Below are 24,121 nucleotides of genomic sequence, written 5' to 3'. Positions count from 1 at the left end.
CTATTCCGGCTTGCCCGGCTTTTCGGGCATTGTCTCCCGCACGGCTTTGAATGCAGCCCGTAGAATGGCGACAAGCATCAAATCATCGTTGGGCCGGAGCATGATGTTGCGATAGATCGACGAGGCGGCGACCAGCAGCAACGGCACCGCGATCCATGCAGGCTCGCCCCTTTCCTCGCAAAATTTGGACGCGACCCGCTCCAAAGCCATTACGTCATCGCGCATTAGTCCGGGCAACGCCGTAAGCTTTGCCACGGCGGCATCGAGTGCAGCGTCGTCGATCACGATCACGTTGTTGGCTTCGACTGGTCTCCGGTCAATCACTATCATCGTCGTCTCCTATCGTTATCATTCGCGCTTTCAATATCTCGCCGGTGCTGGCGTCCCATCTGATGGCTGGCGGCGGTTTTCGCTGATCAGCTTTCGACCGCTTGGCACCCGGGAGCGTCCTCGTGGGGGCCGGTCCAGAGCCAAATTGGCGCACCCATTCGGCTTCGGATAATTCGATAACGGCGGTCGGTAGCGGCGCGGGCTTTCTCAGCACCACCTGTTCGCTCCGATCGATCATCAAACCCAACAGCCGGGCTTGGCTGTTGACGGCGGCGACCATCGCGGCTGGATTTCGGCATTCCTTTGAAAATGCAATGATTTGGTCGAGGTCGCTCACCAGACTCGCGACCGTTTTTGTGGTCCGTTTGGCGGCCACGCTCTTTAGTTCGTCGACGCGAGCGGCCACACCATCATTTCTCAGCAACCTATGGGCGCTCACCTCAGCCGTATGACCAGAGACACCATAGACGCTGGCATAGGCCCGTGACGCGGCCTCACCCTTGGCAACGAGGCGGGCAAAAGCTTCGCGTCTGGCATTCGAAAGCGGCGGCATGATGCACGGTACTCCGGTTTGGGCGGGCTCCCCAACGTTAGGCGCGGCCTCTGCTCAACGACAGCCGGTGACGTCCGGTCGTTGGAGCTTCAGCGCGCGATGGTTTTCGTCACGAAGCGAAGCTCACCGATTTCAATTGGGCTCATGCTGCACCCCTCTTAAGCATGACAATTTCACCGGACTTAGGGGTCGGCGGCCATACCGCTTCGGATGCGATCTTGCGGATAAGCGCAGGCATGATGTCGATTACATCAGCGGATGGTCGGGACGCGGCCCACTCAAATAGATCCATCTGCTTCATGCCACACCTCTGATGCTGGACCATTCTTCGATGTCATAGGCGGTAAGGCTTCCTTCCATTAGCATTCGAAGGCATCGATCAAGCTGATCACTGGGGACGTTGTGATTGATCAGAAAATTTCGTCCTTCGACGACATTCGAAGGTGCTGCAAATCTACGAAGAGAGCCCCTACCAATCCCCCTTTCTTCTAAAGCCCAGCCAGCTGGCTCTGTGTCTGATGCTGAATATGGTTCTGGTTCTGGTTCTGGTTCTGGTTCTGGTTGCTTGAGCTTAGCTCTAGCAGTGCTCAAGCTTTGCTTGGTTTTTCCGCCCTTTCGACCCGCCCTCACCCGGTCTGCGTGGTACTTCTCGGCGTTTGCTCGCTCTTCGTCTAGCCGGGCGTTCCGCCACCCATCATCAAAGAGAATTTCGATCACCGGCCGGAGGTTTTTCCACTCATCCGGGGTAGCGCGGGCAATTCGGGCAAGGCGGTCGTCATCATTCGGCAAGCACCCGTGTTGCCAGTAATACCGCCTTAAAAGCTCGTATGCCCCAAACTCATCTCTCGACAGGTGGACGGTCGCAGCCGCCTCGTCGCCGACGTAAGTTTTCATCCAATGGAGGTGGGTCATCCACGTGCCTTTCTGGAAGTGCCATTACCTACGCTACAGGCTGCAGGCTCGCCATCCAGTCCGCCCAAACGGGGCGGCTCACCGCCCGCCTGCTGAGCCTGTCTGCCAACCGGCGAGCCCAGCTGCTTATGAGTGGTGGAGTCGGCGCTGCCGTCATTGTCGTCGTAAGGATACAAGAACGGCGCGACATCCTCATAGGCAGACAGCAGCTTGCTATTCCGCTCCCAATCTTCCTCGGTCTTATTACGCCAACCGGAAAACAGGTTAGAGCCGATAGACCAGCGGACCTTATGTGTGTGGCAAACGGTCCAATGTGTTTTATCGACATTGAGCATTTCATCGTTGCGATTGCAGATGGGGCAGAGCCCGCATAGTCGTCGATGAAAGGTGGCTGCAAGATTTCGACCGTGGTCATGCTGCACCTCTGGGGTCGGTGCTGTTGGCACCGTCGGTGACGGGCAACTTCCTTGGACGCCCCGGCCCGCGCTTTTCCGAAACGGCGACGGCGACGGCAGCCGTCGACATCTGCCCTTTCGCCCGGTCGCTGATGATCTGCAGAATGGTGCTTTCACGCCAAGCGGAGGTTCGTTCGCTGATCTTCAACGGCGCGGGAATGTTACCGGCTGAAACCTCCCGATAGAGCGTACGGGTGCTTACACCTAGTCGGTGGGCCGCGTCCTTTGGCCGGATAAGTCTTTCGTTTGTCATTGTCTGGTTCTCCCAATTTTCAGAGTCTTACCGTGACATACAGATTCATCGCTGCTTCGGTCGGACGGTGTAAAGCTCATTTTGAGTTGTGCGGTGTCGGACATAACCATGGCGCGTCGGAGAGTGACGTGACAAATGAAAAAAATCGATTGAACCAATTGAAGTTGCTCAGGAAATCGCAATCAATTTGGTTTAAAATCGCTTATCGCTTAGGTTTAAATTGAGTTGAAAGTCAATGCTCTGTAAGTGGCGCCAAATCAGCGGCTTGGGTGTCGAAACGGGTTAAACTTTTCCTCAACCCGGCTTTGAACCCCCGCGCAAGTTTGCGGGATTTCATACCCATAAACTCTCTTGATCGGTCACGCCTGCTTGCGTGGAAATGCTATTACCTTGCCCCCGCCATCGCTCGGCGTCTCTGCAACAATGTCCATCAGCAAATTGGCCCATGCGTCGGCGGTTCGGCGCTTTTCGGCAAGATAGTCGTTCATGTCGTAATGCTTGCCTGTCATGTCGTGGTCGGCATGAGCCAGTAGCAGCTTCCCAGTCGAGCGCGGAATGCCGATGCGGTCTCCGCAGATGTTCGTGAGTGCCGTTCGGCGGAAGTCGTGCGGCGTGGCGCGCGGCATGTCCAGATGCTCTACAATGCGCTTGAAGGCGGCACCAATTGAAGCGGCATGTAACGGGCGTCCCGATCTCGCGGAACGAAACACCAACACGTCGTCGCCAATGATTTGTCGTGCGCGCTCCAACAGTGCCATCGCGGGGGCCGTAAGTGGCATAACGTGCTGACGTTTCCCCTTCATGCGGGGTGCCGGGACGGTCCAAACGTCGCCCTCGATTTCCGCCCATTCCATCCCAGCAACTTCCGAAGCGCGCAGTGGCTCTAGAAGCATCATCTGCAATAGAAGCGCCATTTCGTCGGAAACCTCGACTTTGGCGCGTGCCTCGATATCGTTCAGCAACGCCCAAACCTTGCGAAGTTCATCATCAGTAAGCCAGCGGGTGCGCGGGTCTATCGCCTTCACGGCGACGTGCGGCGCGGGGTTCATCGGAATGATATCGCGGGTCACGGCGAAATTGAGCATTTGCCGCAACAGGTGAAAGCCAGCACGACCCGCCGATGGCGCGCGGCTGGTGAGCGCATCGACCCATTGAATGATTTCCTTCTTAGTTAGGGTTGTGACGATGCGATTGCCGAACTTCGGTTCGACGTCTGCCTTCCAAACGCGCTCCTCTTGAGCAAGAGTTTTTGGCGCTTTAATGCGCACCCTATCGCCGATGCGCTGGGTTCCGACCAGGCACGCGGCAAAATATGCTGTCGCAACATCGGATAGGGTTTCCCTTGCCGCTTCCGCCTTAGCGTCATCCTTGGCTTTACGCTCTTCGGCAATTACGTCGCGGCCCTCGGTAACTTGCCCTCTGAGCTTGCGGATCAGTTCGCGAGCTCGTGCCAGACCTATTTCCGGATATTGGTAGGTCTTGCGGCGCATCGTCCCATCGGGCGCTTCGTAGCGCATGGACCATGATTTGTTGCCTGTGGGCGTCACACGCAGAACCAAACCGCGCTCTTCGGTATCGCGGATTTCAAGCCGCTTGCCCTCTTCCGGTCTTAGGTTTTTGACGAAATCGGGCGTCAATCTGGTCTTCACGGATGACTCTGTTTGTTCGTGTGTTGGTCTCGTCAGTCTTTACAGAATGTATTTGGCGGGGGCAGCTCGGGGGCAGTTCAAGCCGTCACGGCATGGCACTTCTTTACCGAGTACGGCAGATAAACGTCAAGTTATTTCAATATGTTTGGCGATTTTGACGCTTCTTTGCACGTCTTGGCGCGAGCGAAAAAGATGTTCTCATTCTGTAAAGAGGGGTTCGACTCCCCTAGGGCGTACCATCGAAATTATGATTGCCCCCAACCACCGATCGGTTTGATATTCCAGCCATCCACCGCCCGTAGCGCCGTGGTTTTCCACAGCTCAAAAAAATCGGCGAAAACTGTGATTTTTTCGCGCCTTGGCGCTTGCGGCTTTCGAAGGTGCTGACTATAAGGGCGCCACCACGAAGGAAGCGCCCTTCGTCTATCGGTTAGGACACCAGATTTTCATTCTGGGAAGAGGGGTTCGACTCCCCTAGGGCGTGCCACTTTCTTCCATCAATTTTCTCATTCGAGCCTCTTTTTCGTGACCGTTCTATTTCGCTGGCGCTGCGTCGCAGACGCGCAGCTGGACGCGGCGTGCGCCTTGATAATGTTCAGCGCCGAGCGAGCCTGCGACATGCAGGCTCGCGCCGCGTGAATTGATGAGAAGATTGCCGAGGCCGGTATCGGCGGCGCGAAAGGCGATTCCATCGAGCCGCGACCCGTCCATCGCCTCCAGCGTCACCTTCACATGTTTCTCGCCGACGAGGCGCGCGTCTCGCACCCGATGCGCCGGTACGGCAAAGAGCGGCTGAGCGTGGCCGGAGCCATAGGGACCGGCGGCTTCCAGGCGGTCGATGAGTTCAAGCGTGGCGCCGCTTGCGCCGATTGCGCCATCGATCTTCAATGTCTCGTTGGCGACGAGGCTCGCCACCGTCCTTGCGGCCTTCTCGGTAAAGAAGGTCCTCAACCTGCCGAGATCGGCGCGCTCGACCGTCAGCCCCGCCGCCATGGCATGGCCGCCACCCTTGATGAGGATGCCCTCCTCGACCGCAGCCCGCACCATCCTGCCCATGTCGAAACCATTGATGGAGCGGCCTGAGCCGGTCCCGCGGCCGGAGGGATCGAAAGCGATCGCGAACGCGGGCCGCTTGAATTTCTCCTTCAGCCGCGCGGCGATCAACCCAACGATGCCCGGATGCCACTTCTCATGGGCGGTGACGATGACGGAGGCGCCCTCGCCGTCGCCATATTCGGCCAGCGCCTCGGCTTCCGCCTCCTGCAGCATCATCGCCTCCATCGCCTGACGTTCACGGTTGAGCTCGTCGAGGCGCTGTGCGATCATTTCCGCCTCACCGGCATCGTCGAGCGTCAGCAGGCGGCTTCCGAGCGCGGCATCGCCGATCCGTCCACCGGCATTGATGCGCGGGCCGATCAGAAAGCCGAAATGATAGGGGGTCACGGGGCCCGCGAGCCCCGCCTTGCGGAAGAGCGCGGCAAGCCCGGCGTTGCTCTGGTGCCGGGCAGCAACCAGCCCCTTCACCACATAGGCGCGGTTGAGCCCCTTCAGCGGCACGACATCGCAGACCGTCGCAAGCGCCACGATGTCAAGCCATTGCAGCAGATCGAGCGCCAGGATGCGTTTGTTGCCGGCCGCGCGCAACAGCCGCAATGTCGCGACCAGCACCATGAAGACGACGCCGGCTGCGCAAAGATGCCCCTGCCCCGACAGATCGTCTTCACGGTTCGGATTGACGAGCGCATGGCAGGGCGGCAGCTCATGTGTCACCTGGTGGTGATCGATGACCACGACATCGATGTTGCGCGCGGCAGCGGCCGCAAGCGCGTCGTGACTGGTGGAGCCGCAATCGACGGTGACGATCAGCCTGGCGCCATTGTCGATCAGCTGGTTGATCGCCGCCGGATTGGGGCCATAACCTTCAAAGATGCGGTCGGGAATGTAGATGTTCGCCTTGACGCCGAAATGGCTTAGAAGGCGGAACATCAGCGCCGAGGAAGCCGCGCCGTCGACGTCGTAGTCGCCGAAAATCGCCACGCTCTCGCCGCGCTCGATTGCAAGCAAGAGACGGGTTGCCGCCTTCTCGCAATCGGTCAGCGTGTGGGGATCGGGCATCAGGCTGCGGATCGTCGGGTCGAGGAATTCGACCGCTTCGTCAACCGGGACGCCGCGTCCTGCGAGAACGCGGGCGATCAGATCCGGCAGCCCGTGAACCTGCGCCATGGCGAGCGCCCGGTTCTGGCCGGCCTGGTCGAGTCTTGCAACCCAGCGATTGTCGAGTGCGGATTTCTCCACGCCGAGAAACGCGCGCTGTACCGGATCGACGAGATCTGCCATGCCAAACTCCGCTGACTTCATCTGTTCTTTCTACAGGAGCAGCGGAGATAACATAGGGACGGATTTCCAGACACGGATTTTTACCAGAAGATCAGCCAGACGATCACGGCGATGCCGCCGATCTGCACCAACAAGACCGAAAACAGCGTCAGCAGAATGGCCCAGTTGCGGCCTTCCGTATGTTCGTCGTCAAAAGCCTCGTCATGGCTCACTTCACGAATGTCACTGTGCAGCGGCTTGAGGATGTCCGCAAACATCGCAGGGCGGGCTGGCGGCACCTTGCTCGGACTGCCATGCTCTTTTCCGGCGTGGCTGTCCTTGCTCATGAAATGCTCCACGCCGACGACTCACCATCTGTGGTTTTATTTATAGCAGTATTTCGGCATTTGGTAATATAGACTTCCGCAAGGGGAGGCTGAACGATTAACAAAAAACCCGCCCTGCCAGAGACAGGGCGGCTCATACTTCGGAAAACGCTTTAACACTCTGAAGCTGCGCATCGTGCTTTCCGAAAATCGAATCCGATTTTCGGGCCGACGCGCTAGGCTTCTTCTTTCGGCCGTTCGATACGGATTACCTGCGGCTCGCCGAAGAGATAGCCTTCCGACTTTATCGAAGCGACCGCCCTGCGCACGGACTCCTCCATCGTCGCATGGGTGACGAGAATGATCGTCTGGTGATGCGATGGCGCCAGGTGCTGCGTGGAGCGCTGAACGATCGATTCGAGCGAGATGTGGTTTTCCGCCATGCGGGTGGCGACGCTTGCAAAGACGCCGGTGCGGTCGAGCACAGTCAGGCGGATGAAATATCCGCCCTCGTGACTCTGCATCTGTGCCTTGCGGTAAGGCTCCAGCGCCTTTGCGGGATGACCGAGCACCGGCACGCGCTGAGCGCCCGGCTGGCTCTTGGCGATATCGGCGATATCGCCAAGCACGGACGAGGCCGTCGCATTGCCGCCAGCGCCTGGTCCGACCATCAGCAGTTCGCCGAGGACGTCGGACTCAATTGCCACCGCATTGGTAACGCCGTCGACTTGGGCGATGACGGAATCGACCGGGACCATGGTCGGGTGTACACGCTGTTCGATGCCGGTCTCGGTGCGCTGGGCAACGCCGAGCAGCTTGATGCGGTAACCGAGTTCGGCCGCGGCGTGGATGTCCTCGATCGAGATGTTGGTGATGCCTTCGAGATAGATATCGTCGGCTGCGATGCGATTGCCGAAGGCAAGCGTCGTCAGGATGGCGAGCTTGTGGGCGGTATCGTTGCCCTCGATATCGAAGGCGGGATCGGCTTCGGCATAACCCAGCCGCTGCGCTTCCTTGAGGCATTCGGCGAAGGAAAGCCCCTCCTTCTCCATCTTGGTCAGGATGTAGTTGCAGGTGCCGTTCATGATGCCGTAGATGCGCGAGACGGCGTTACCCGTCAGCGATTCGCGCAGCGCCTTGATAACGGGGATGCCGCCGGCGACCGCCGCCTCGAAATTCAACAGCGAGCCCTTCTCTTCCGCGATCGTCGCAAACTCGACGCCGTGATAGGCGAGCAGCGCCTTGTTGGCTGTCACCACATGGAGACCGCGCTGCAGCGCGGCGCGCACCGAGACGTTGGCAGCCCCTTCGGCACCGCCCATCAGTTCGACGAAGACGTCGATATCACCCTTTTCGGCCAGATCCTCAGGCCGATCGAACCAGGTGACGGCAGAAAGATCGACGCCCCGGTCTCGCGTTTTGTCGCGGGCGGAAACCGCGGTGATCGTAATCGGACGTCCGCAGGTGACCGCAAGCTCGTTGCTTTTCTGCTGAATGATGCGGACAAGCGAGGCGCCAACGGTGCCTAAGCCCGCAATGCCGATTTTGAGGGCATCTGCCATGGATCGATCCTGAAATGTCTGTGTGGCGGCAGCCGCCGAATGCGGCTGCCCAAGAGTTGGAATTAACGATGGGCGTTCAGCGAGATGACGTTATGCATCGTCTCGTCTGCCGTCGACATGAACTTTTTGATATTGCGCGCAGCCTGACGGATGCGGTGTTCATTCTCGACAAGCGCCAGACGGACATAGTCGTCGCCCATCTCGCCGAATCCGATGCCGGGAGCAACGGCGACGTCGGCCTTCTCGACCAGCAGCTTGGAAAACTCCAGCGAACCGAGATGACGGAACTTTTCCGGAATTTTCGCCCAGGCGAACATGGTGGCTGCCGGCGGCGGCACTTCAAAGCCTGCCTTGCCGAAGCTTTCGACCATGACGTCGCGGCGGCGCTTGTAGACGTTACGGACTTCCGCAATGTCGGAACCATCACCGTTCAGCGCATGCGTCGCCGCCACCTGGATCGGCGTGAAGGCGCCGTAATCGAGGTAGGACTTGACGCGGGTGAGCGCAGCGATCAGCCGCTCATTGCCGACGGCAAAGCCCATGCGCCAGCCGGGCATGGAAAAGGTCTTCGACATCGAGGTGAACTCGACCGTCACATCCATTGCGCCGGGCACTTCGAGGACCGAAGGCGGCGGAGCGCCGTCGAAATAGATCTCCGAATAGGCAAGGTCGGAGAGCACGATGATGTCGTGCTTCTTGGCGAAGGCGACGACGTCCTTGTAGAAATCGAGCGTCGCGACAAAGGCTGTCGGGTTCGAGGGATAGTTGAGGATCAGCGCCAGGGGCTTCGGGATCGAATGCCGGACCGCGCGCTCAAGCGGCGGGAAGAAGGTCTCGTCCGGCTCCACCGACATCGAGCGGATCACGCCGCCGGCCATCAGGAAGCCGAAGGCGTGAATCGGATAGGTGGGATTCGGGCAGAGGATCACGTCGCCGGGCGCGGTGATCGCCTGCGCCATATTGGCGAAGCCTTCCTTGGATCCCAGGGTGGCGACCACCTGCGTATCGGGGTTGAGCTTGACGCCGAAGCGGCGGGCATAATAGGCGGCCTGGGCGCGGCGCAGACCGGGAATGCCCTTGGAGGAGGAGTAACGGTGCGTGCGCGGATCCTGCACGACCTCGCAGAGCTTATCGACGATCGCCTGGGGGGTGGGAAGGTCAGGGTTTCCCATGCCGAGATCGATGATATCGGCGCCGCCCGCTCGCGCGCTTGCTTTCAAACGGTTGACCTGTTCGAAAACATAAGGCGGCAAACGCCGGACTTTGTGAAACTCTTCCATTTCATTCCCCGTGGAAAGGCGGCATTTCGGGCCGCGGTCGAAGTTCGTTCCGTCTCCCGGCTGCTGCAACACGAACTTCACAATCGCAGCGCCGTATTCATCAGACCCAAGCCAAGCGGCAAATCTTTGACGGAAAGGCCGCACAACCACGCATTATCGGGAAAATCGCATCTTCCGATCCATCCGGAAGGCTTTGCGTCCAAATTGCCTGAAAGGCAAGGCTTATTTGGAAATTTCGGAGAGCGTCTGCGGACCATGCTCGGCGGCGAGGCGGCGCATTTCGGCGACCTTCGCCTGATATTCGGCTTCCGAGATCGTGCCGGCCTTGCGCCGGCCGGCAAGCGCGGTCAACTGATGCTGCAGTTCGGCCGCCTGCTCATCGCTCATCTGGACGTTGGCCGCCGTCAGCGGTGCACCGAAATTCGGATAGCCGTCCGGTGATTTTGTCAGACCGCCTTCGACAGCCTCGCCCTTGGTTGCCGGCATGACGACGGCGGTCGGCGCCGCCCGCTTGGCGGCAGCTGCGGCTTTTTCCTCCGCCGTCAGATTGCATCCGGCAAGGGTCATCGCCGCCGCGGCGCAGATCAATGCGGTGCGGTTGAAGGTTGCGATGCGCCGGATGCGGTTCTCGATCATGCCTCAAAATCCAGTTCTGATTGCCTCGACTGTTAAATTTGTCGCAGCCACAAAGCAATAGCACGAGCCGATGCGGGTGGAACTTGTTTTCTCGTTCGGTCACGATGTACAACAAACGGATAAAAAGAGTGCTGCCGCCGGAGGAAATGGTGACCGACAGCAAGCAGGAGAGTGGCGGCCAGAAGAATGGCGACAAGACCGGTTTCGACGCGACCGATCTCGAACCCTATCTGCTGAAGGATCCCGAGACCATGGCGATGAATTTCGCCCGGGCGCTCGAAAATCTCGGCCAGGCCGCCTCGGCTTGGCTTGCGCCGCGCGAACGCGGCGAGATCTCCGAAAGCTCCATCGATCCGATGACCGACATGGTCAAGACGCTTTCCAAGGTCAGCGAATACTGGATTTCCGATCCCCGCCGCACCTTCGAGGCGCAGACCCAGCTGATGTCCTCGTTCTTCGGAATCTGGATGCGCTCGATGCAGCGCTTGCAGGGCACGCGTGGGATGCAGGGCGAGCCCCTGCCGCCCGAGCCCGACACCCGCAAGGACAAGCGCTTTTCCGACGAGGATTGGCAGAAAAATCCGTTCTTCGATTTCCTCCGCCAGGTCTATCTCGTCACGAGCGATTGGGTGGACAAGCTGGTATCGGAGACCGACGGCCTCGACGAACACACCAAGCACAAGGCAGAATTTTACGTGAAGCAGATCACGGCGGCTCTTTCGCCGAGCAACTTCATCGCTACCAACCCGCAGCTTTACCGCGAGACCATCGCAACCAACGGCGAAAACCTGGTGCGCGGCATGAAGATGCTCGCCGAGGACATCGCTGCCGGAAACGGCGAGCTTCGCCTTCGACAGACCGACATGACGAAATTCGCTGTCGGCCGTGACATGGCGCTGACACCGGGCAAAGTCATCGCCCAGAACGATATCTGCCAGATCATCCAGTACGAAGCCTCGACCGAAACCGTGCTGAAGCGGCCGCTGCTGATCTGCCCGCCCTGGATCAACAAGTTCTATATTCTCGACCTCAACCCTCAGAAATCCTTCATCAAATGGTGCGTAGACCAGGGCCAGACCGTCTTCGTCATATCCTGGGTCAACCCGGATGCGCGTCACGCCGAGAAGGACTGGGGCGCCTATGCCCGGGAAGGCATCGATTTCGCGATCGAGACGATCGAGAAGGCGACCGGCGAGAAGGACATCAATGCCGTCGGCTACTGCGTCGGTGGCACGCTGCTGGCCGCGACACTGGCGCTGCACGCCAAGGAGAAGAACCGGCGCATAAAGACCGCGACTCTCTTCACCACTCAGGTCGACTTCACCCATGCCGGCGACCTCAAAGTCTTCGTCGACGAGGAGCAGCTTGCCGCGCTCGAAGAGCATATGAAGGCGGCCGGCTATCTCGACGGCACGAAGATGTCGATGGCCTTCAACATGCTGCGCGCCTCCGAGCTGATCTGGCCTTATTTCGTCAACAGCTACCTCAAGGGTCAGGAGCCCCTGCCCTTCGACCTCTTGTTCTGGAACGCCGATTCGACGCGCATGGCGGCGGCAAACCACGCCTTCTACCTGCGAAACTGCTATCTCCGCAATGCGTTGACGCAGAACGAGATGATCCTCGACGGCAAGCGCGTATCGCTGAAAGATGTGAAGATCCCGATCTATAATCTCGCAACGCGCGAGGACCACATCGCGCCTGCAAAATCGGTCTTCCTCGGCAGCCAGTTCTTCGGCGGCAAGGTCGAATTCGTCGTCACCGGCTCGGGACATATCGCCGGTGTCGTCAACCCGCCCGACAAGAAGAAATACCAATTCTGGACGGGCGGCCCGGCGAAGGGCGACTATGAGACCTGGCTCGAGCGAGCCAGCGAGACGCCGGGATCGTGGTGGCCGCATTGGCAGGCCTGGATCGAGTCGCAGGACAGTAGACGCGTTGCGGCGCGCAAACCCGGCGGCGATGCGCTGAACGCGATCGAAGAAGCACCGGGAAGTTATGTGATGGAACGCACCTGAGACGCCAGCAGGCATCTCTTTTTGAGACATCCCAAGAAACAGCGATATCGCGTAAACAAATTAGAAACCATAATTCGTCATCCTCTCAAAACAGTCGGAAGTCGCAGGCGGCCTAAATTCGGCCCCTTTGCGCCCTTACCGGCCCCGGCGAAGTTTTAGTCAGTCAGTGCCGCCGGCCTGCGTAGCGAGTTTGAAAGACGAGTGTAGTATGGCGTTTGCGGTAGGGACGTTGGATAACGTCGCCCCTCTTGGCGGATCTGCTTTGCGTTCGCACAGATCTCGCGGTTTTCTTTACGGTGTCGTCGGCGCCGGGCTTTTAACCTCAACATGGATGATCGCGACCTTGGCAACGATGCATTCGGTCGCCGCGCCCTTCTCTCCAGCAGGCAGCCTGGCACAGATCGGCGCCACCCCGAAAGTGGCGTCGTCAACTCGCCTTGAAAGGTTGATCCATGTCGGCAAGGGTGACCGGCTGACTGCCTTCAACGCGAAGCCGAAGATGCCGCTGACGGCAAGCCTCATCCAGTCTCACGCCGAAAAGACCGCCGCCGCCGCAACGGCATTGGCGGCTCTGGCGAAGAACAATCGGCTGACCATGACTGCCGAGCAACCGGTCGTCGCCGCGATTTCCGACAGCGCCAAGTTCCGCAAGGATGATGCGATCGCGGCGCCGCCGGTCGAACTCGCCTCGGCAGAGATTGAAGAAGACGACGGCAACCGCATCATCGTTCCGTCAAAGGAGGCCGTCGCAGCGGCCCAACTCCAGGCGATGCTCGCGCTTGCCGATGCCGACCCCCGGCAGATCGCACCCGCCCCGATCGAGCCAGTCGCCTCTCCCGTCAGGACCGCCTCGGTTCCTGCAACAGAATCCGCTCCGGTGCAGGTCGCAGCGGCAGAGGATCAACCCTTCGATCTCGTCCTGTCACCCGATACAGGTTCCGTGCCGTTACCGATGGCGCGTCCGGACGGACTCATCGGCAAACCGGCGCCGACGGCCAAGGGTGCGCAGCGCTCTGCCGGGCCTGCCCTTGCCTATGCCCAGCCAAACTCGCCGATAGAGGACGATGAGGACGATGCCGTGCCGCGCTACGACAAGCCGGTCTTCTCGCCGAAACTGCGGGCAGGTGTCGCGATCTATGATATCGAAAACAGCACCGTCTACCTGCCGAGCGGCGAACGGCTGGAGGCTCATTCAGGTCTCGGCAAGATGCGCGACAACCCGCGCTACGTCGACAAGAAGATGCGCGGACCGACGCCGCCGCATACCTATGTCCTCACGATGCGCGAGGCTCTGTTTCACGGAGTCGAAGCGCTGCGCTTGACACCGGTGGAAGGCTCGGATGCCATCTATGACCGCGTCGGCCTGCTTGCCCACACCTATATGCTCGGCAAGAACGGCGATTCCAATGGCTGCGTTTCCTTCAAGGATTACAAGCGCTTCCTGGCCGCCTACAAACGGGGCGAGATCAAGCAGCTCGTGGTGGTGCCGCGGCTGAACAACAAGCCGGCTTCGACGCTCGCTTCGCTGTTTTCGTCGCGCAGCTGATTTAGAGCACGTGGGCAAGCAGCCGCTTGCCCCGCAGCCCTACTTCAGCCAAACTGCTATCCGCTCCACCGCCTCGGCGATCTCTGCTTGCGAACCCGCATAGGAGAGACGCAAGGTTCGATGTCCCTCCAGCGGATCGAAATCAAGCCCCGGCGTCGTCGCGACGTTGATTTCTGCAAGCATGCGTTTGGCAAAACCCATGCTGTCATTGGTGAAGCGCGAGACATCGATATAGGCGTAGAAGGCACCGTCCATCGGCGAAGCGGGCGCAAGGCCGATCCTGGGCAGGCGGTCGAACAGCAGCGCTCGGTTTGCGGCATAGCTCGCCTTGACATGATCAAGCTCTTGGCTTGCGCCAAGTGCGGCCACCGCTGCGATCTGGGAGAGCTCGGGCGGCGAGATATAGAGGCTCTGCGCCACGCGCTCGATCGGCCGCACCAGGCGCTCCGGCAGCACCATCCAACCGATTCGCCAGCCCGTCATGCAGTAATATTTGGAGAAGGAGTTGATGACGATCGCCTCGTCGGTCAGCTCGAGCGCGCTCGCTTCCTCGCCGGCGAAGGTCAGCCCGTGATAGATCTCATCGGAGATGAAGGCGATGGATTGGGCCGCGCAGTAGTCCGCAAGCGCCTTCAACCCGTCACGGCCGGTCACCGTGCCGGTCGGATTTGCGGGACTTGCAAGCAGTACGCCTTTGAGCCTGACGCCGCTTTGCTGCTGTGCCGCCTCAAGGCTCTCGGGTGTCAGGGTAAAGTGGGTCTCGGCCGTCACCGGCACTTCGAGAACCATCAGCCCCAGCGCGCCGAGAATGTTGCGGTAAGCGGGATAACCCGGTCTCGCGATCGCCACGGCATCGCCGGCATCGAAAAGCGACAGAAAGGCGAGATTGAACCCTGCCGAGGAGCCTGTCGTTATGGCGATGCGCTTGGGATCGATCTCCAGGCCGTGACGGTCCCTGTAGTGCCAAGCAAGTGCGGATTTCAGCCGCGCCGTCCCCAGCGCATCCGTATAACCGATCCGGCCTTCGACGAGGGCGGCGTTTGCCGCTTCGAGGGCAGCTCGAGGCGCGGGATGCGAAGGTTGGCCGACCGCCACCGAGATGACGGGATGGCCGGCTGCCCGCCGCTTCGTCGCCTCCGCCAACACGTCCATGGCATGAAAAGGCTCGACTTCGCTGCGTTTCGATATGGAAAACAAGATCGCTTCTCGCTCGGCTTCTTGGCTGTTGGCCAGACAATTGCCGCATTAATCGGCTCATCACAATCCCGCGAGGGCGGCGCAGGGATGAAAATTCCTGTTTGAGCAGAACTCGACGCACCGTACCTTGACGCGACGCGTTCAAATCCATAACCCGGCGACGGTTTCTCGACCAAGACCACATCGCCGATGACGAGGATATCATGGCCTTCTTCTCAAAAAGCTTCACCGCACTGGCGCTCGCCGCATCGATCGCGCTCCCGTTTCCAGCGGCAGCGCTCGACGATCAGCAGAAGAAGGAGTTCGGCGAATTCATCAAGCAATATCTGATCGAGAACCCGGAGATCATGCTTGATGTCCAGGAGGCGCTGCAGAAGAAGCAGGAAGCCGCGCGGCTGGTGAAAGCCAATATGGCAATCGAGGAGAACACCGCGAACATCTTCAATTCGAAGGATGACGTCGCGCTCGGCAATCCCAAGGGCGACGTGACGGTCGTCGAATTCTTCGATTATAACTGCACCTACTGCCGTCACGCGCTTCCCGACATGCAGGCGATGTTGAAGAAGGACACGAACGTTCGCTTCGTGCTCAAGGAATTCCCGATCCTCGGGCCGGCTTCGGTTGCCGCCCACAAAGTGGCCGACGCCTTCCGCAGGCTGGCGCCTGCGAAATACGCCGACTTTCATGTCGCCCTTCTCAGCAGCGAAGGCCGCGCCTCGGAAGACAGTGCGATCGCCGTCGCAGGCTCTCTCGGCGTCAGCGAGGACAAGATTCGCGCCGAGATGGCTAAGAGCCCGAATGACGGGATCGTTCAGGCGACCTATCAGCTTGCCTCCAGCCTCGGCATCAGCGGCACGCCCTCTTACGTAATCGGCAACGAGCTGGTCCCGGGCGCAGTCGGGCTCGACGATCTCGAAGCCAAGGTCAAGAACATGCGCAGCTGCGGCAAGACCGCCTGCTGAGGAAGCGGGCAGCCGACCGGCCGCTCATCAAATCGCCAGAATCGAAGCGTTTCAGCCATGTGGACAAATGTGGCGCGATTCCTGCCGGCCAACCCGTAAGGGCTTTCATTCAGCCCTCGCGGAGTCTATAGGTTGCCGTCGTGCATTTACGGAACATTCGATGACGCAAACGATTTTTGTCCTGAACGGCCCAAACCTGAACATGCTGGGCAAACGAGAGCCCGGCATTTATGGCGGCAAGACGCTCAAGGACATCGAGGCAAACTGCAAGGCAGCCGGGCGCGAACTCGGCTTTGATATCGATTTCCGTCAGAGCAACCACGAAGGCACGCTTGTGGACTGGATCCACGAGGCCGACGAAAAAGCCGCCGGCGTCGCCATCAATGCAGGCGCCTACACGCATACGTCAGTCGCGCTGCACGACGCGATCCGCGCTATTTCGATTCCCGTCATCGAGCTCCACATTTCCAACGTCCATGCACGGGAAGAGTTTCGCCACAAGTCGATGATCGCACCGGCATGCAAGGGCGTGATCTGCGGCTTCGGGCCTCATAGTTACATCCTGGCGCTGCAAGCGCTGAAGAACATCACGGCATAAGAAGAAGACAGGGCAACACCATGGCTGAAAAGAAATCGGGTATCGATCAGGCACTGATCCGCGATCTCGCCAACATCCTCAACGAGACGGATCTGACGGAGATCGAGGTCGAGCAGGACGACTTGCGCATCCGCGTTTCGCGCGGCGGCACGCCGCAATACGTCCAGGCACCGATCGCTGCACCGGCCTTTGCCGCTGCTCCGGCAGCAGCCGCCGCTCCGGCAGCCGCCGCTGCCGCGCCTGCCGCAGCCCCCGGCCGCAACCCGGCGAATGTCGTCAATGCGCCAATGGTCGGCACCGTCTATATGGCGCCGGCTCCGGGCGCACGTCCGTTCATCGAAATCGGCGCCACCGTCAAGGAAGGCCAGACGCTCATCATCATCGAAGCGATGAAGACGATGAACCAGATTCCTTCGCCGAAGTCGGGCAAGGTGACCGAGATCCTCGTCGACGACGGACATCCCGTCGAATACGGCCAAGCTCTCGTCGTCATCGAATAGGCCCAAGCCCATGATTTCGAAAATCCTTATCGCCAATCGCGGGGAAATCGCCCTTCGCGTGCTTCGAGCCTGCAAGGAGCTCGGCATTGCCTGCGTCGTGGTGCATTCTACCGCCGACGCCGATGCCATGCATGTGCGCCTTGCCGACGAAAGCGTTTGCATCGGTCCGCCCTCCTCGCGCGAGAGCTATCTCAACATCCACCAGATCGTCGCCGCCTGCGAGATCACCGGCGCCGATGCCGTGCACCCGGGTTACGGCTTTCTGTCGGAGAACGCCAAGTTTGCCGATATCCTGGAAGCGCACGGCATCACCTTCATCGGGCCGACGGCGGATCACATCCGTATCATGGGCGACAAGATCACCGCCAAGACGACGGCGCTGGAACTCGGCATTCCCGTCGTTCCCGGCTCGGACGGCGAAGTGAAGACAGAAGAGGATGCGCTGCGGACGGCCGCCGAAATCGGCTATCCCGTGCTGATCAAGGCAACGGCCGGCGGCGGTGGGCGCGGCATGAAGGTTGCCAAAAGCGAGGCCGATCTCATCGAGGCCTGGTCGACGGCGCGCACGGAGGCGGCAGCCGCCTTCGGCAACGATGCCGTCTACATGGAAAAGTATCTCGGCAAGCCGCGCCACATCGAAATCCAGGTGTTCGGTGACGGTGAAGGCAATGCCATTCATCTCGGCGAACGCGACTGCTCGCTGCAGCGCCGCCACCAGAAGGTCTGGGAAGAAGCCAATTCGCCTGCACTCAATGTCGAGCAGCGCATGAAGATCGGCCAGATCTGCGCCGATGCCATGAAGAAGCTGAAATATCGCGGCGCCGGCACGATCGAATTCCTCTACGAGAACGGCGAATTCTATTTCATCGAAATGAACACCCGTTTGCAGGTGGAGCATCCGATCACGGAAGCGATCACCGGCATCGACCTGGTGCATGAGCAGATCCGCGTCGCCTCCGGCGGCGGCCTGTCTGTGACGCAGGACGAGGTGCATTTCTCCGGCCATGCCATCGAATGCCGGATCAATGCCGAGGATGCGCGCACCTTCGTGCCCTCCCCCGGCACGATCACGCATTTCCATGCGCCGGGCGGCCTTGGCGTGCGCATCGACTCCGGCGCCTACCAAGGTTACAAGATCCCGCCCTATTACGACAGCCTCATCGGCAAGCTGATCGTGCACGGCCGCACGCGCGTCGAATGCATGATGCGCCTGCGCCGCGCGCTCGACGAATTCGTCGTCGACGGCATCAAGACGACGCTGCCGTTGTTCCAGGATCTCGTCTCCAACCAGGATATCGCCAACGGCGACTACGATATCCACTGGCTGGAACATTACCTCGCCAACACGCCAGCGGGATAGGACAGGAATGGCAGGATCGCGCAGGAAGTCACCAGGCATAACCCCTGACATCCTCCTGCGCGCCTATTCCATCGGCCTCTTTCCAATGGCCGAATCTGCCGACGACCCGGAGATCTTCTGGGTCGAACCGGAATTGCGCGGCGTTCTGCCGCTCGGTGATTTCCACATATCGAAAAGCCTCGCCAAAACGGTGCGCAGGAAACCCTTCGAAATCCGCTTCGATCACGATTTCGACCAGGTGATCGCGGCTTGCGCGGAGGAAACATCGGGACGCCCGAGCACCTGGATCAACCAGACGATCCGGTCGCTTTATTCCACGCTGTTCGAAATTGGTCATGCCCATACCGTTGAAGCCTGGGAAGGCGATCAACTGGTCGGCGGCCTCTACGGTGTCTCGCTGGGTTCGGCCTTTTTCGGCGAAAGCATGTTTTCACGCCGGACGGACGCCTCGAAAATCTGCCTTGTACACCTGGTCGACCGGCTGAGGGAAAAGGGTTTCACGCTGCTCGACACGCAATTCACCACCGAACATCTGAAAACGTTCGGAGCGATCGACGTGCCGAAGGCCGAATATGCGCTGTTGCTCGCCAGCGCGATGGAATCGCCACACCTGGAGTTTTAAGCGTGATCGTTTCATCCCAGCGTTGATTTTCGAGCCGATTCGAATAGGTTCGGCCATGAAATGGGGGATAGAATTTTGAAACGATATTATGCGGCCACACTCCTTTTTGCCTTGTTTGCGGGTCAGGCCGAAGCACGCCCGTACCAGGAGATGTTTCCTGGCAGGGCTTTTTCGGATGCAGAAAAACCACTGCTGCAAAAGCTCGATTTTCAGCAGGGTGCGATCAAGCTGCCCGCTGCAAAGGCGACGCTGAACATGCCGGAAGGCTTCTACTATCTCAATTCCGCAGACACGAAGAAGGTGCTGGTCGATATCTGGGGAAATCCGCCGCAGGCGGCGGAGGGAACGATGGGAATGATCTTCCCGGCGAAATACGCGCCGACCGATATCGGGGCCTGGGGTTCCATCGTCGAATACAGCGCCGACGGGTATGTCTCAGACGCCGACGCCGCCACGACCGATTACGATGAATTGCTGCAGAAGATCAAGGATTCGATCAGGGAAAATAACGTCGAGCGCGAAAAGCAGGGTTTTAAAAAAATTACGCTTGTCGGCTGGGCCTCGACGCCGCATTACGACAAATCTGCGCATGCGATGCATTGGGCGCGCGATTTGCTGTTCGGCGATGATGCGCAAGCCCCGCATACCCTTAACTATTCGGTACGCGTTCTTGGTCGCCAGGGCGTATTCGAGTTCGATTTCGTTGCCGGCCTGAATCAGTTGAAGGAGATCGAGCAGGTCATTCCGACCGTCACGACGCTCGTGCAGTTCGACAAGGGAATGGCCTATACCGACTTCGTCGAAGGCGACAAGATCGCAGCCTACGGAATGGCCGGGATGATCGCTGCGGGTGCTGGCGCCAAGATCGCCGCAAAGGTAGGGCTACTGGCGCTTGCCGCCGCCTTCCTCAAAAAGGCCGGCATCCTTATTGTCGTCGTGCTTGGCGGTGCGCTTCGGTTTGCCAAAGGTCTTTTCACGCGAAACAAGACACCCACGGCATAGGCTGTCTAACCAGTGGACGGCGCCGAAATTGTGAAGCTTTTTCGGCGTCTGCCCCAGCTGATATCAATCAGCGGGCCGGCGCCTTGGCGCTGTCAGGTGCCGGGACGTCTGAGCTTGTCTTGCAGTCCTTCAGCCAGACGTCGTAGATCGGGTGCTCGACGGCGTTGAGGCCGGGGCTGTCGGCGAACATCCAGCCGGTAAAGATGCGGCGGATCTTGCGGTCGAGGGTGATTTCGTCGACTTCGACAAAGCCGTCGATCTTCTGCGCTTCCGCCTGGTCGCGCGAATAGCAGGCCTTCGGCGTCACCTGTAGCGCGCCGAACTGTACCGTCTCATTGACATAAACATCGAACGTCGTGATGCGGCCGGTGATCTTGTCGAGGCCGGAGAACACGGCAACCGGATTGTCGATTCGGGCGGCATGCGCCGCACCCGGTGGAAGCAGAGCCGAGAGCGCCAGCAGCGATCCGGCGCCACGCAGGACCATGTTCCGCGTGAAGAGCTTCATATGCACCCGTCTCCAGACATTTTCGGTTCACGGCCGCGATCCAGCGCGGCCAACCTGCGGGTAAAGGTCAATTGTGGCCAAAAGCCGGGCTTGCGATCGCCCGGTCGAGCCGTCTCAGTTGCCGGGCGTCCAGGCGTCGTAATCGCCGGTGACGCGCGGCCGCTCGCCGGGAACCGCGAGTGAGCCCGGCGGACGGTAAGCCTGCGGCGAACCGGTGAGGTTCGGACGATGCGCCTTCTGCCATTCCTTGGCGACATAGTTTTCCTTGGACGGCGGAACATCGGTGCGATGATGCATCCAACCATGCCAGCCCGGCGGAATGGCGGAGGCTTCGGCATAACCCTTGTAGATCACCCAGCGCTTCGGCAGGCCATAGGAAGACATGCCGCCTTCATAATAGACGTTGCCGAATTCATCCTCGCCGACGCGCTTGCCAAAACGCCAGGTCGCAAAACGCGTGCCTATCGTCTGACTGTTCCACCAGGTGAAGATTTGAACCAGAAGATTCCGCATGTCTTTTCCTTGTGCCCGCCAGTGCGGGCCAAACCAGAATATAGCTCCCCGCTTATGCCGTCGCCAAGCCGAATTGTCCAGCGATTCCACGAGAGGCAGGGGTCATTTCAAGGCCATCTTGAAGCCGATATGCGAAGGCTTGAAGCCAAGCCTTTCATAGAAACGATGGGCATCCTTGCGTATGGCGTTCGAGGTCAGCTGTACCAGCCGCACGCCGCGGCTTTTTGCCTCGGCAACGGCGAATTCGATCATTCCAGTGCCGATGCCCTGCCCGCGCATATCGGCCCGCGTCTGCACCGCCTCAATGATCATCGTCGAAGAACCGCGGCCCGTCAGCGAGGTCGTGAGCATCGTCTGGAACGTGCCGACGACTTCGCGGCCGCGCTCTGCGACATAAAGCGTCTGGTCGGGCGAAGCCTCGATAACCGCGTAGGCTCTGGCATAATCAACAAAAGCCTCGGCATCCGTCGTATCGCCGTGACCGCCGAGAGCATCGGCAGCAAACAGCGCCACAAGCGCCGGCAGATCGTCGCTGCGCGCTTCGCGAATGAGAGTATCGGACAATTCGACCGCCACGGTCTCAATGCCCTTCGAGCGGTTTTTCGAAAATCAGCGAGGGAATGCCGGATTGTCCGGGCGCGCTGTTCTCGTTGCGGCCGGCTTCGGTGAAACCATGCGCCTGGTAGAAGGCGATCGCCGCCGCATTCTGCGGCTCGACTTCCAGACGCATGATCTCGGCATCCGGAAAGCAGGATTCGAGCTCGGCGAAGATATCGCGGCCGATGCCCTGGCGCTTCAGCGACGGGCTGACGTAGAGGAGATGCAGCATGACCGTTTTCGTCAGCGCCTGCGACATCGCTGCATAGCCCACGCCGCCGATGTTGCGGCCATTATCGGCGACGAGGAACTCGGCATCCCTGCGCACCAGCCGCGCCTTGAGCGCTGCCGGAGTAAAGAGATGGGCGATCAGATCGTCCACCTTTGTTGTGCCGTGGAGCTCGTCATAGGTGGCGTGAAAGCTCTCCACCAGAAGAGCGCGCACCTTCTCGAGGTCGCGCTCGCCGGCGGTGCGGACGAAATACACCGCTTATTCCTCGATTCCGAGCTTCGCCTTGACCAGCGCCTGGACGGCCTGTGGATTGGCCTTGCCGCCGGTCGCTTTCATCACCTGGCCGACGAACCATGCCGCCATGGTCGGCTTCGCCTTGACCTTTTCGACCTGCTCGGGATTGGCGGCGATGATCTCGTCCACGGCCTTTTCGATCGCTCCGGTATCGGTCACCTGTTTCATGCCGCGCAATTCGACGATCTCGGCGGGATCGCCGCCTTCGGTCAGCACGATCTCGAAGAGATCCTTGGCGATCTTGCCGGAGATGGTCCCAGCCTTGATGAGGTCGATGATGGCGCCGAGTTGGGCCGGCGACACCGGCGTCTGTTCGATGTCCTTGCCGGTGCGGTTGAGCGCGCCGAGCAGGTCGTTGATCACCCAGTTGGCCGCCGTCTTGCCGTCGCGGCCGGCGGCCACGGCCTCGAAATAATCGGCGATCGCCTTTTCGGAAACGAGCACCGAAGCATCGTAGATCGACAGGCCGAGTTCACGCACGAAGCGCTCCTTCTTGTCGTCGGGCAGCTCCGGCAGATCGGCTTCGAGCGCCTTGATGAAGGCGTCGTCGAATTCGAGCGGCAACAGATCCGGGTCGGGGAAGTAGCGATAATCATGCGCGTCTTCCTTGGATCGCATGGAACGCGTCTCGCCCTTGTTCGGATCGAAGAGGCGCGTCTCCTGATCGATCGTACCACCGTCTTCCAGAATGCCGATCTGGCGGCGCGCTTCATATTCGATCGCCTGGCCGATGAAACGGATCGAGTTGACGTTCTTGATTTCGCAGCGCGTGCCGAAAGCCTCGCCCGGACGGCGCACGGAGACGTTGACGTCGGCGCGCATCGAGCCTTCGTCCATGTTGCCGTCGCAGGTGCCGAGATAACGCACGATCGAACGCAGCTTGGTCATATAGGCCTTGGCTTCGTCGGACGAGCGCATATCGGGCTTGGAGACGATCTCCATCAGCGCCACGCCGGACCGGTTCAGATCGACATAGGACATGGTCGCGTGCTGGTCGTGCATCGACTTGCCGGCATCCTGCTCCAGGTGCAGGCGCTCGATGCCGATCTCGATGTCCTCGAACTGGCCCTGACGATCCGGCCCGAGCGAAATGACGATCTTGCCCTCGCCGACGATCGGATCCTTGTACTGCGAGATCTGATAGCCCTGCGGCAGGTCGGGGTAGAAATAGTTCTTGCGGTCGAAGACCGAACGCTTGTTGATCTCAGCTTTGAGGCCGAGACCGGTGCGCACGGCCTGCTTGACGCATTCCTCGTTGATGACGGGCAGCATGCCGGGCATGGCGGCATCGACCAGCGATACGTTCGAATTCTGTGGCTTGCCGAATTCCGTCGAAGCGCCGGAAAAGAGCTTCGAATTGGACAGCACCTGGGCATGGACTTCCATGCCGACGATGACTTCCCAGTCGCCGGTGGCGCCGGGAATGAAGCGTTTCGGATCGGGCGTGCGGACGTCGACAATGGTCATCTGATGCTCTTTGCAGGCTGTTCTTTTCCACTGGTGAGGTAAAGGAAATGGCATTCCGGTGCAAGGCTTTCCCCATCGCGCACCGCGGTTTGACGCAGGGCGGCGACATTTGCCGCGGGTTAACCGAGGGATGGCAGTGTAGCCGCATGACGATGACCGACATCACAAAAATGGCCGCACTGTTTCTGGCGCTGAACCTCATCGTCTTTACGATCTATTTCCTCGACAAGCAGGCGGCGCGCAATGGCGGGTGGCGCATCAGCGAGCGCACGCTTCTGACTCTTGCGCTGATCGGCGGCAGCCTCGGTGCGGTGGCGGCACAGCAGATCCTGCGCCACAAGACGAGAAAGGAGCCGTTCCGGTCGATCCTGGCGGCGATCCTGATCCTCCACGGCGCCTTGGTCATGATGCTGGCCTTCGCGCCGCTATAGGCCCC

At 60.0% G+C, this 24,121-nt stretch carries 26 protein-coding genes and 1 tRNA gene; 10 read left to right on the top strand and 17 right to left on the bottom strand.

Annotated features, from left to right (window positions below):
* The 6 genes from ACQ7C1_RS27570 to ACQ7C1_RS27545 all read right to left on the bottom strand — a co-directional run bounded on the left by ACQ7C1_RS27570 (position 1) and on the right by ACQ7C1_RS27545 (position 4,152).
* Positions 1 to 330, bottom strand: a complete 330-nt coding sequence (locus ACQ7C1_RS27570) for a hypothetical protein (protein ID WP_221124165.1) — start codon at positions 328 to 330, stop codon at positions 1 to 3.
* Complete coding sequence (locus ACQ7C1_RS27565; protein ID WP_221124166.1) at positions 317 to 883, bottom strand: terminase small subunit; 567 nt, start codon at positions 881 to 883, stop codon at positions 317 to 319. The genes ACQ7C1_RS27570 and ACQ7C1_RS27565 overlap by 14 nt, the downstream gene beginning before the upstream one ends.
* 297 nt (positions 884 to 1,180) lie before the next feature.
* The gene (locus tag ACQ7C1_RS27560) at positions 1,181 to 1,777 is read right to left on the bottom strand and encodes a YdaU family protein (RefSeq protein WP_430960566.1); all 597 of its coding nucleotides are present in this window, start codon (positions 1,775 to 1,777) and stop codon (positions 1,181 to 1,183) included.
* Positions 1,778 to 1,791: 14 nt separating this feature from the next.
* Positions 1,792 to 2,130: a hypothetical protein gene (locus ACQ7C1_RS27555; RefSeq protein WP_221124168.1), complete on the bottom strand. Its 339-nt coding sequence runs from the start codon at positions 2,128 to 2,130 to the stop codon at positions 1,792 to 1,794.
* A gap of 76 nt (positions 2,131 to 2,206) precedes the next feature.
* Positions 2,207 to 2,503: a helix-turn-helix transcriptional regulator gene (locus tag ACQ7C1_RS27550; protein WP_221124169.1), complete on the bottom strand. Its 297-nt coding sequence runs from the start codon at positions 2,501 to 2,503 to the stop codon at positions 2,207 to 2,209.
* A 359-nt stretch (positions 2,504 to 2,862) separates the two neighbouring features.
* Positions 2,863 to 4,152, bottom strand: a complete 1,290-nt coding sequence (locus ACQ7C1_RS27545; RefSeq protein WP_221124170.1) for a tyrosine-type recombinase/integrase — start codon at positions 4,150 to 4,152, stop codon at positions 2,863 to 2,865.
* A 412-nt stretch (positions 4,153 to 4,564) separates the two neighbouring features.
* Between ACQ7C1_RS27545 and ACQ7C1_RS27540 the strand changes: the two genes are divergently transcribed.
* Positions 4,565 to 4,639: transfer RNA gene (locus tag ACQ7C1_RS27540), tRNA-Glu, on the top strand.
* Positions 4,640 to 4,686: 47 nt separating this feature from the next.
* Here the strand turns inward: ACQ7C1_RS27540 and recJ are convergent.
* The 5 genes from recJ to ACQ7C1_RS27515 all read right to left on the bottom strand — a co-directional run bounded on the left by recJ (position 4,687) and on the right by ACQ7C1_RS27515 (position 10,272).
* Positions 4,687 to 6,489: a single-stranded-DNA-specific exonuclease RecJ gene (gene recJ, locus ACQ7C1_RS27535; protein ID WP_430960560.1), complete on the bottom strand. Its 1,803-nt coding sequence runs from the start codon at positions 6,487 to 6,489 to the stop codon at positions 4,687 to 4,689.
* Positions 6,490 to 6,569: 80 nt separating this feature from the next.
* Positions 6,570 to 6,815: a hypothetical protein gene (locus ACQ7C1_RS27530; protein ID WP_097598613.1), complete on the bottom strand. Its 246-nt coding sequence runs from the start codon at positions 6,813 to 6,815 to the stop codon at positions 6,570 to 6,572.
* Positions 6,816 to 7,030: 215 nt separating this feature from the next.
* Positions 7,031 to 8,356 carry a homoserine dehydrogenase gene (locus ACQ7C1_RS27525; RefSeq protein WP_183700996.1) on the bottom strand — a complete coding sequence of 442 codons (1,326 nt, stop codon included), beginning with the start codon at positions 8,354 to 8,356 and terminating at the stop codon, positions 7,031 to 7,033.
* Positions 8,357 to 8,418: 62 nt separating this feature from the next.
* Entirely contained in the window at positions 8,419 to 9,636 is a 1,218-nt protein-coding gene (locus ACQ7C1_RS27520) for an LL-diaminopimelate aminotransferase (protein ID WP_097598741.1), read from the bottom strand.
* 222 nt (positions 9,637 to 9,858) lie between these two features.
* Entirely contained in the window at positions 9,859 to 10,272 is a 414-nt protein-coding gene (locus ACQ7C1_RS27515) for a hypothetical protein (protein ID WP_085778022.1), read from the bottom strand.
* Between the two features lie 146 nt (positions 10,273 to 10,418).
* Here ACQ7C1_RS27515 and ACQ7C1_RS27510 point away from each other — a divergent pair, with 146 nt between their 5' ends.
* Positions 10,419 to 12,287, top strand: a complete 1,869-nt coding sequence (locus ACQ7C1_RS27510; RefSeq protein ID WP_430960565.1) for a PHA/PHB synthase family protein — start codon at positions 10,419 to 10,421, stop codon at positions 12,285 to 12,287.
* Between the two features lie 208 nt (positions 12,288 to 12,495).
* Complete coding sequence (locus tag ACQ7C1_RS27505; RefSeq protein WP_430960559.1) at positions 12,496 to 13,833, top strand: tlde1 domain-containing protein; 1,338 nt, start codon at positions 12,496 to 12,498, stop codon at positions 13,831 to 13,833.
* 39 nt (positions 13,834 to 13,872) lie between these two features.
* On the opposite strand, the gene ACQ7C1_RS27500 is transcribed toward ACQ7C1_RS27505, so the two are convergent.
* Positions 13,873 to 15,030, bottom strand: a complete 1,158-nt coding sequence (locus ACQ7C1_RS27500) for a pyridoxal phosphate-dependent aminotransferase (RefSeq protein ID WP_430960558.1) — start codon at positions 15,028 to 15,030, stop codon at positions 13,873 to 13,875.
* A gap of 203 nt (positions 15,031 to 15,233) precedes the next feature.
* Here ACQ7C1_RS27500 and ACQ7C1_RS27495 point away from each other — a divergent pair, with 203 nt between their 5' ends.
* From ACQ7C1_RS27495 to ACQ7C1_RS27470, 6 genes are all read left to right on the top strand, one after another.
* Positions 15,234 to 15,992, top strand: coding sequence for a DsbA family protein (locus tag ACQ7C1_RS27495; protein WP_430960557.1), 759 nt, complete (start codon positions 15,234 to 15,236; stop codon positions 15,990 to 15,992).
* Between the two features lie 160 nt (positions 15,993 to 16,152).
* A complete protein-coding gene (gene aroQ, locus ACQ7C1_RS27490; RefSeq protein ID WP_430960556.1) occupies positions 16,153 to 16,590 on the top strand; it encodes a type II 3-dehydroquinate dehydratase in 438 nt (145 codons plus the stop codon).
* A 20-nt stretch (positions 16,591 to 16,610) separates the two neighbouring features.
* Positions 16,611 to 17,090, top strand: a complete 480-nt coding sequence (gene accB, locus ACQ7C1_RS27485) for an acetyl-CoA carboxylase biotin carboxyl carrier protein (protein ID WP_085778016.1) — start codon at positions 16,611 to 16,613, stop codon at positions 17,088 to 17,090.
* Between the two features lie 10 nt (positions 17,091 to 17,100).
* The gene (gene accC, locus ACQ7C1_RS27480) at positions 17,101 to 18,450 is read left to right on the top strand and encodes an acetyl-CoA carboxylase biotin carboxylase subunit (protein WP_430960555.1); all 1,350 of its coding nucleotides are present in this window, start codon (positions 17,101 to 17,103) and stop codon (positions 18,448 to 18,450) included.
* Positions 18,451 to 18,457: 7 nt separating this feature from the next.
* Positions 18,458 to 19,072, top strand: coding sequence for a leucyl/phenylalanyl-tRNA--protein transferase (gene aat / locus ACQ7C1_RS27475; RefSeq protein ID WP_430960554.1), 615 nt, complete (start codon positions 18,458 to 18,460; stop codon positions 19,070 to 19,072).
* 75 nt (positions 19,073 to 19,147) lie between these two features.
* Positions 19,148 to 20,074: a DUF2167 domain-containing protein gene (locus ACQ7C1_RS27470; RefSeq protein WP_430960553.1), complete on the top strand. Its 927-nt coding sequence runs from the start codon at positions 19,148 to 19,150 to the stop codon at positions 20,072 to 20,074.
* A 67-nt stretch (positions 20,075 to 20,141) separates the two neighbouring features.
* Here the strand turns inward: ACQ7C1_RS27470 and ACQ7C1_RS27465 are convergent, their stop codons facing one another.
* The 5 genes from ACQ7C1_RS27465 to gatB all read right to left on the bottom strand — a co-directional run bounded on the left by ACQ7C1_RS27465 (position 20,142) and on the right by gatB (position 23,685).
* Positions 20,142 to 20,582: a DUF2155 domain-containing protein gene (locus ACQ7C1_RS27465; protein WP_097598622.1), complete on the bottom strand. Its 441-nt coding sequence runs from the start codon at positions 20,580 to 20,582 to the stop codon at positions 20,142 to 20,144.
* A gap of 114 nt (positions 20,583 to 20,696) precedes the next feature.
* Positions 20,697 to 21,095, bottom strand: coding sequence for an NADH:ubiquinone oxidoreductase subunit NDUFA12 (locus ACQ7C1_RS27460; protein ID WP_011425152.1), 399 nt, complete (start codon positions 21,093 to 21,095; stop codon positions 20,697 to 20,699).
* Between the two features lie 102 nt (positions 21,096 to 21,197).
* A complete protein-coding gene (locus ACQ7C1_RS27455) occupies positions 21,198 to 21,671 on the bottom strand; it encodes a GNAT family N-acetyltransferase (protein WP_430960552.1) in 474 nt (157 codons plus the stop codon).
* A 4-nt stretch (positions 21,672 to 21,675) separates the two neighbouring features.
* Positions 21,676 to 22,179: a GNAT family N-acetyltransferase gene (locus tag ACQ7C1_RS27450; RefSeq protein WP_085778010.1), complete on the bottom strand. Its 504-nt coding sequence runs from the start codon at positions 22,177 to 22,179 to the stop codon at positions 21,676 to 21,678.
* A 3-nt stretch (positions 22,180 to 22,182) separates the two neighbouring features.
* Positions 22,183 to 23,685, bottom strand: a complete 1,503-nt coding sequence (gene gatB / locus ACQ7C1_RS27445) for an Asp-tRNA(Asn)/Glu-tRNA(Gln) amidotransferase subunit GatB (protein WP_430960551.1) — start codon at positions 23,683 to 23,685, stop codon at positions 22,183 to 22,185.
* Positions 23,686 to 23,831: 146 nt separating this feature from the next.
* Between gatB and ACQ7C1_RS27440 the strand changes: the two genes are divergently transcribed.
* Complete coding sequence (locus ACQ7C1_RS27440) at positions 23,832 to 24,116, top strand: DUF1294 domain-containing protein (protein ID WP_430960550.1); 285 nt, start codon at positions 23,832 to 23,834, stop codon at positions 24,114 to 24,116.
* Positions 24,117 to 24,121 lie beyond the last annotated feature (5 nt).

The sequence above is a fragment of the Rhizobium sp. Nf11,1 genome, from assembly GCF_050587665.1.
Taxonomy (GTDB): Bacteria; Pseudomonadota; Alphaproteobacteria; order Rhizobiales; family Rhizobiaceae; genus Rhizobium.
This window is presented reverse-complemented; position numbering and strand designations above follow the sequence as displayed.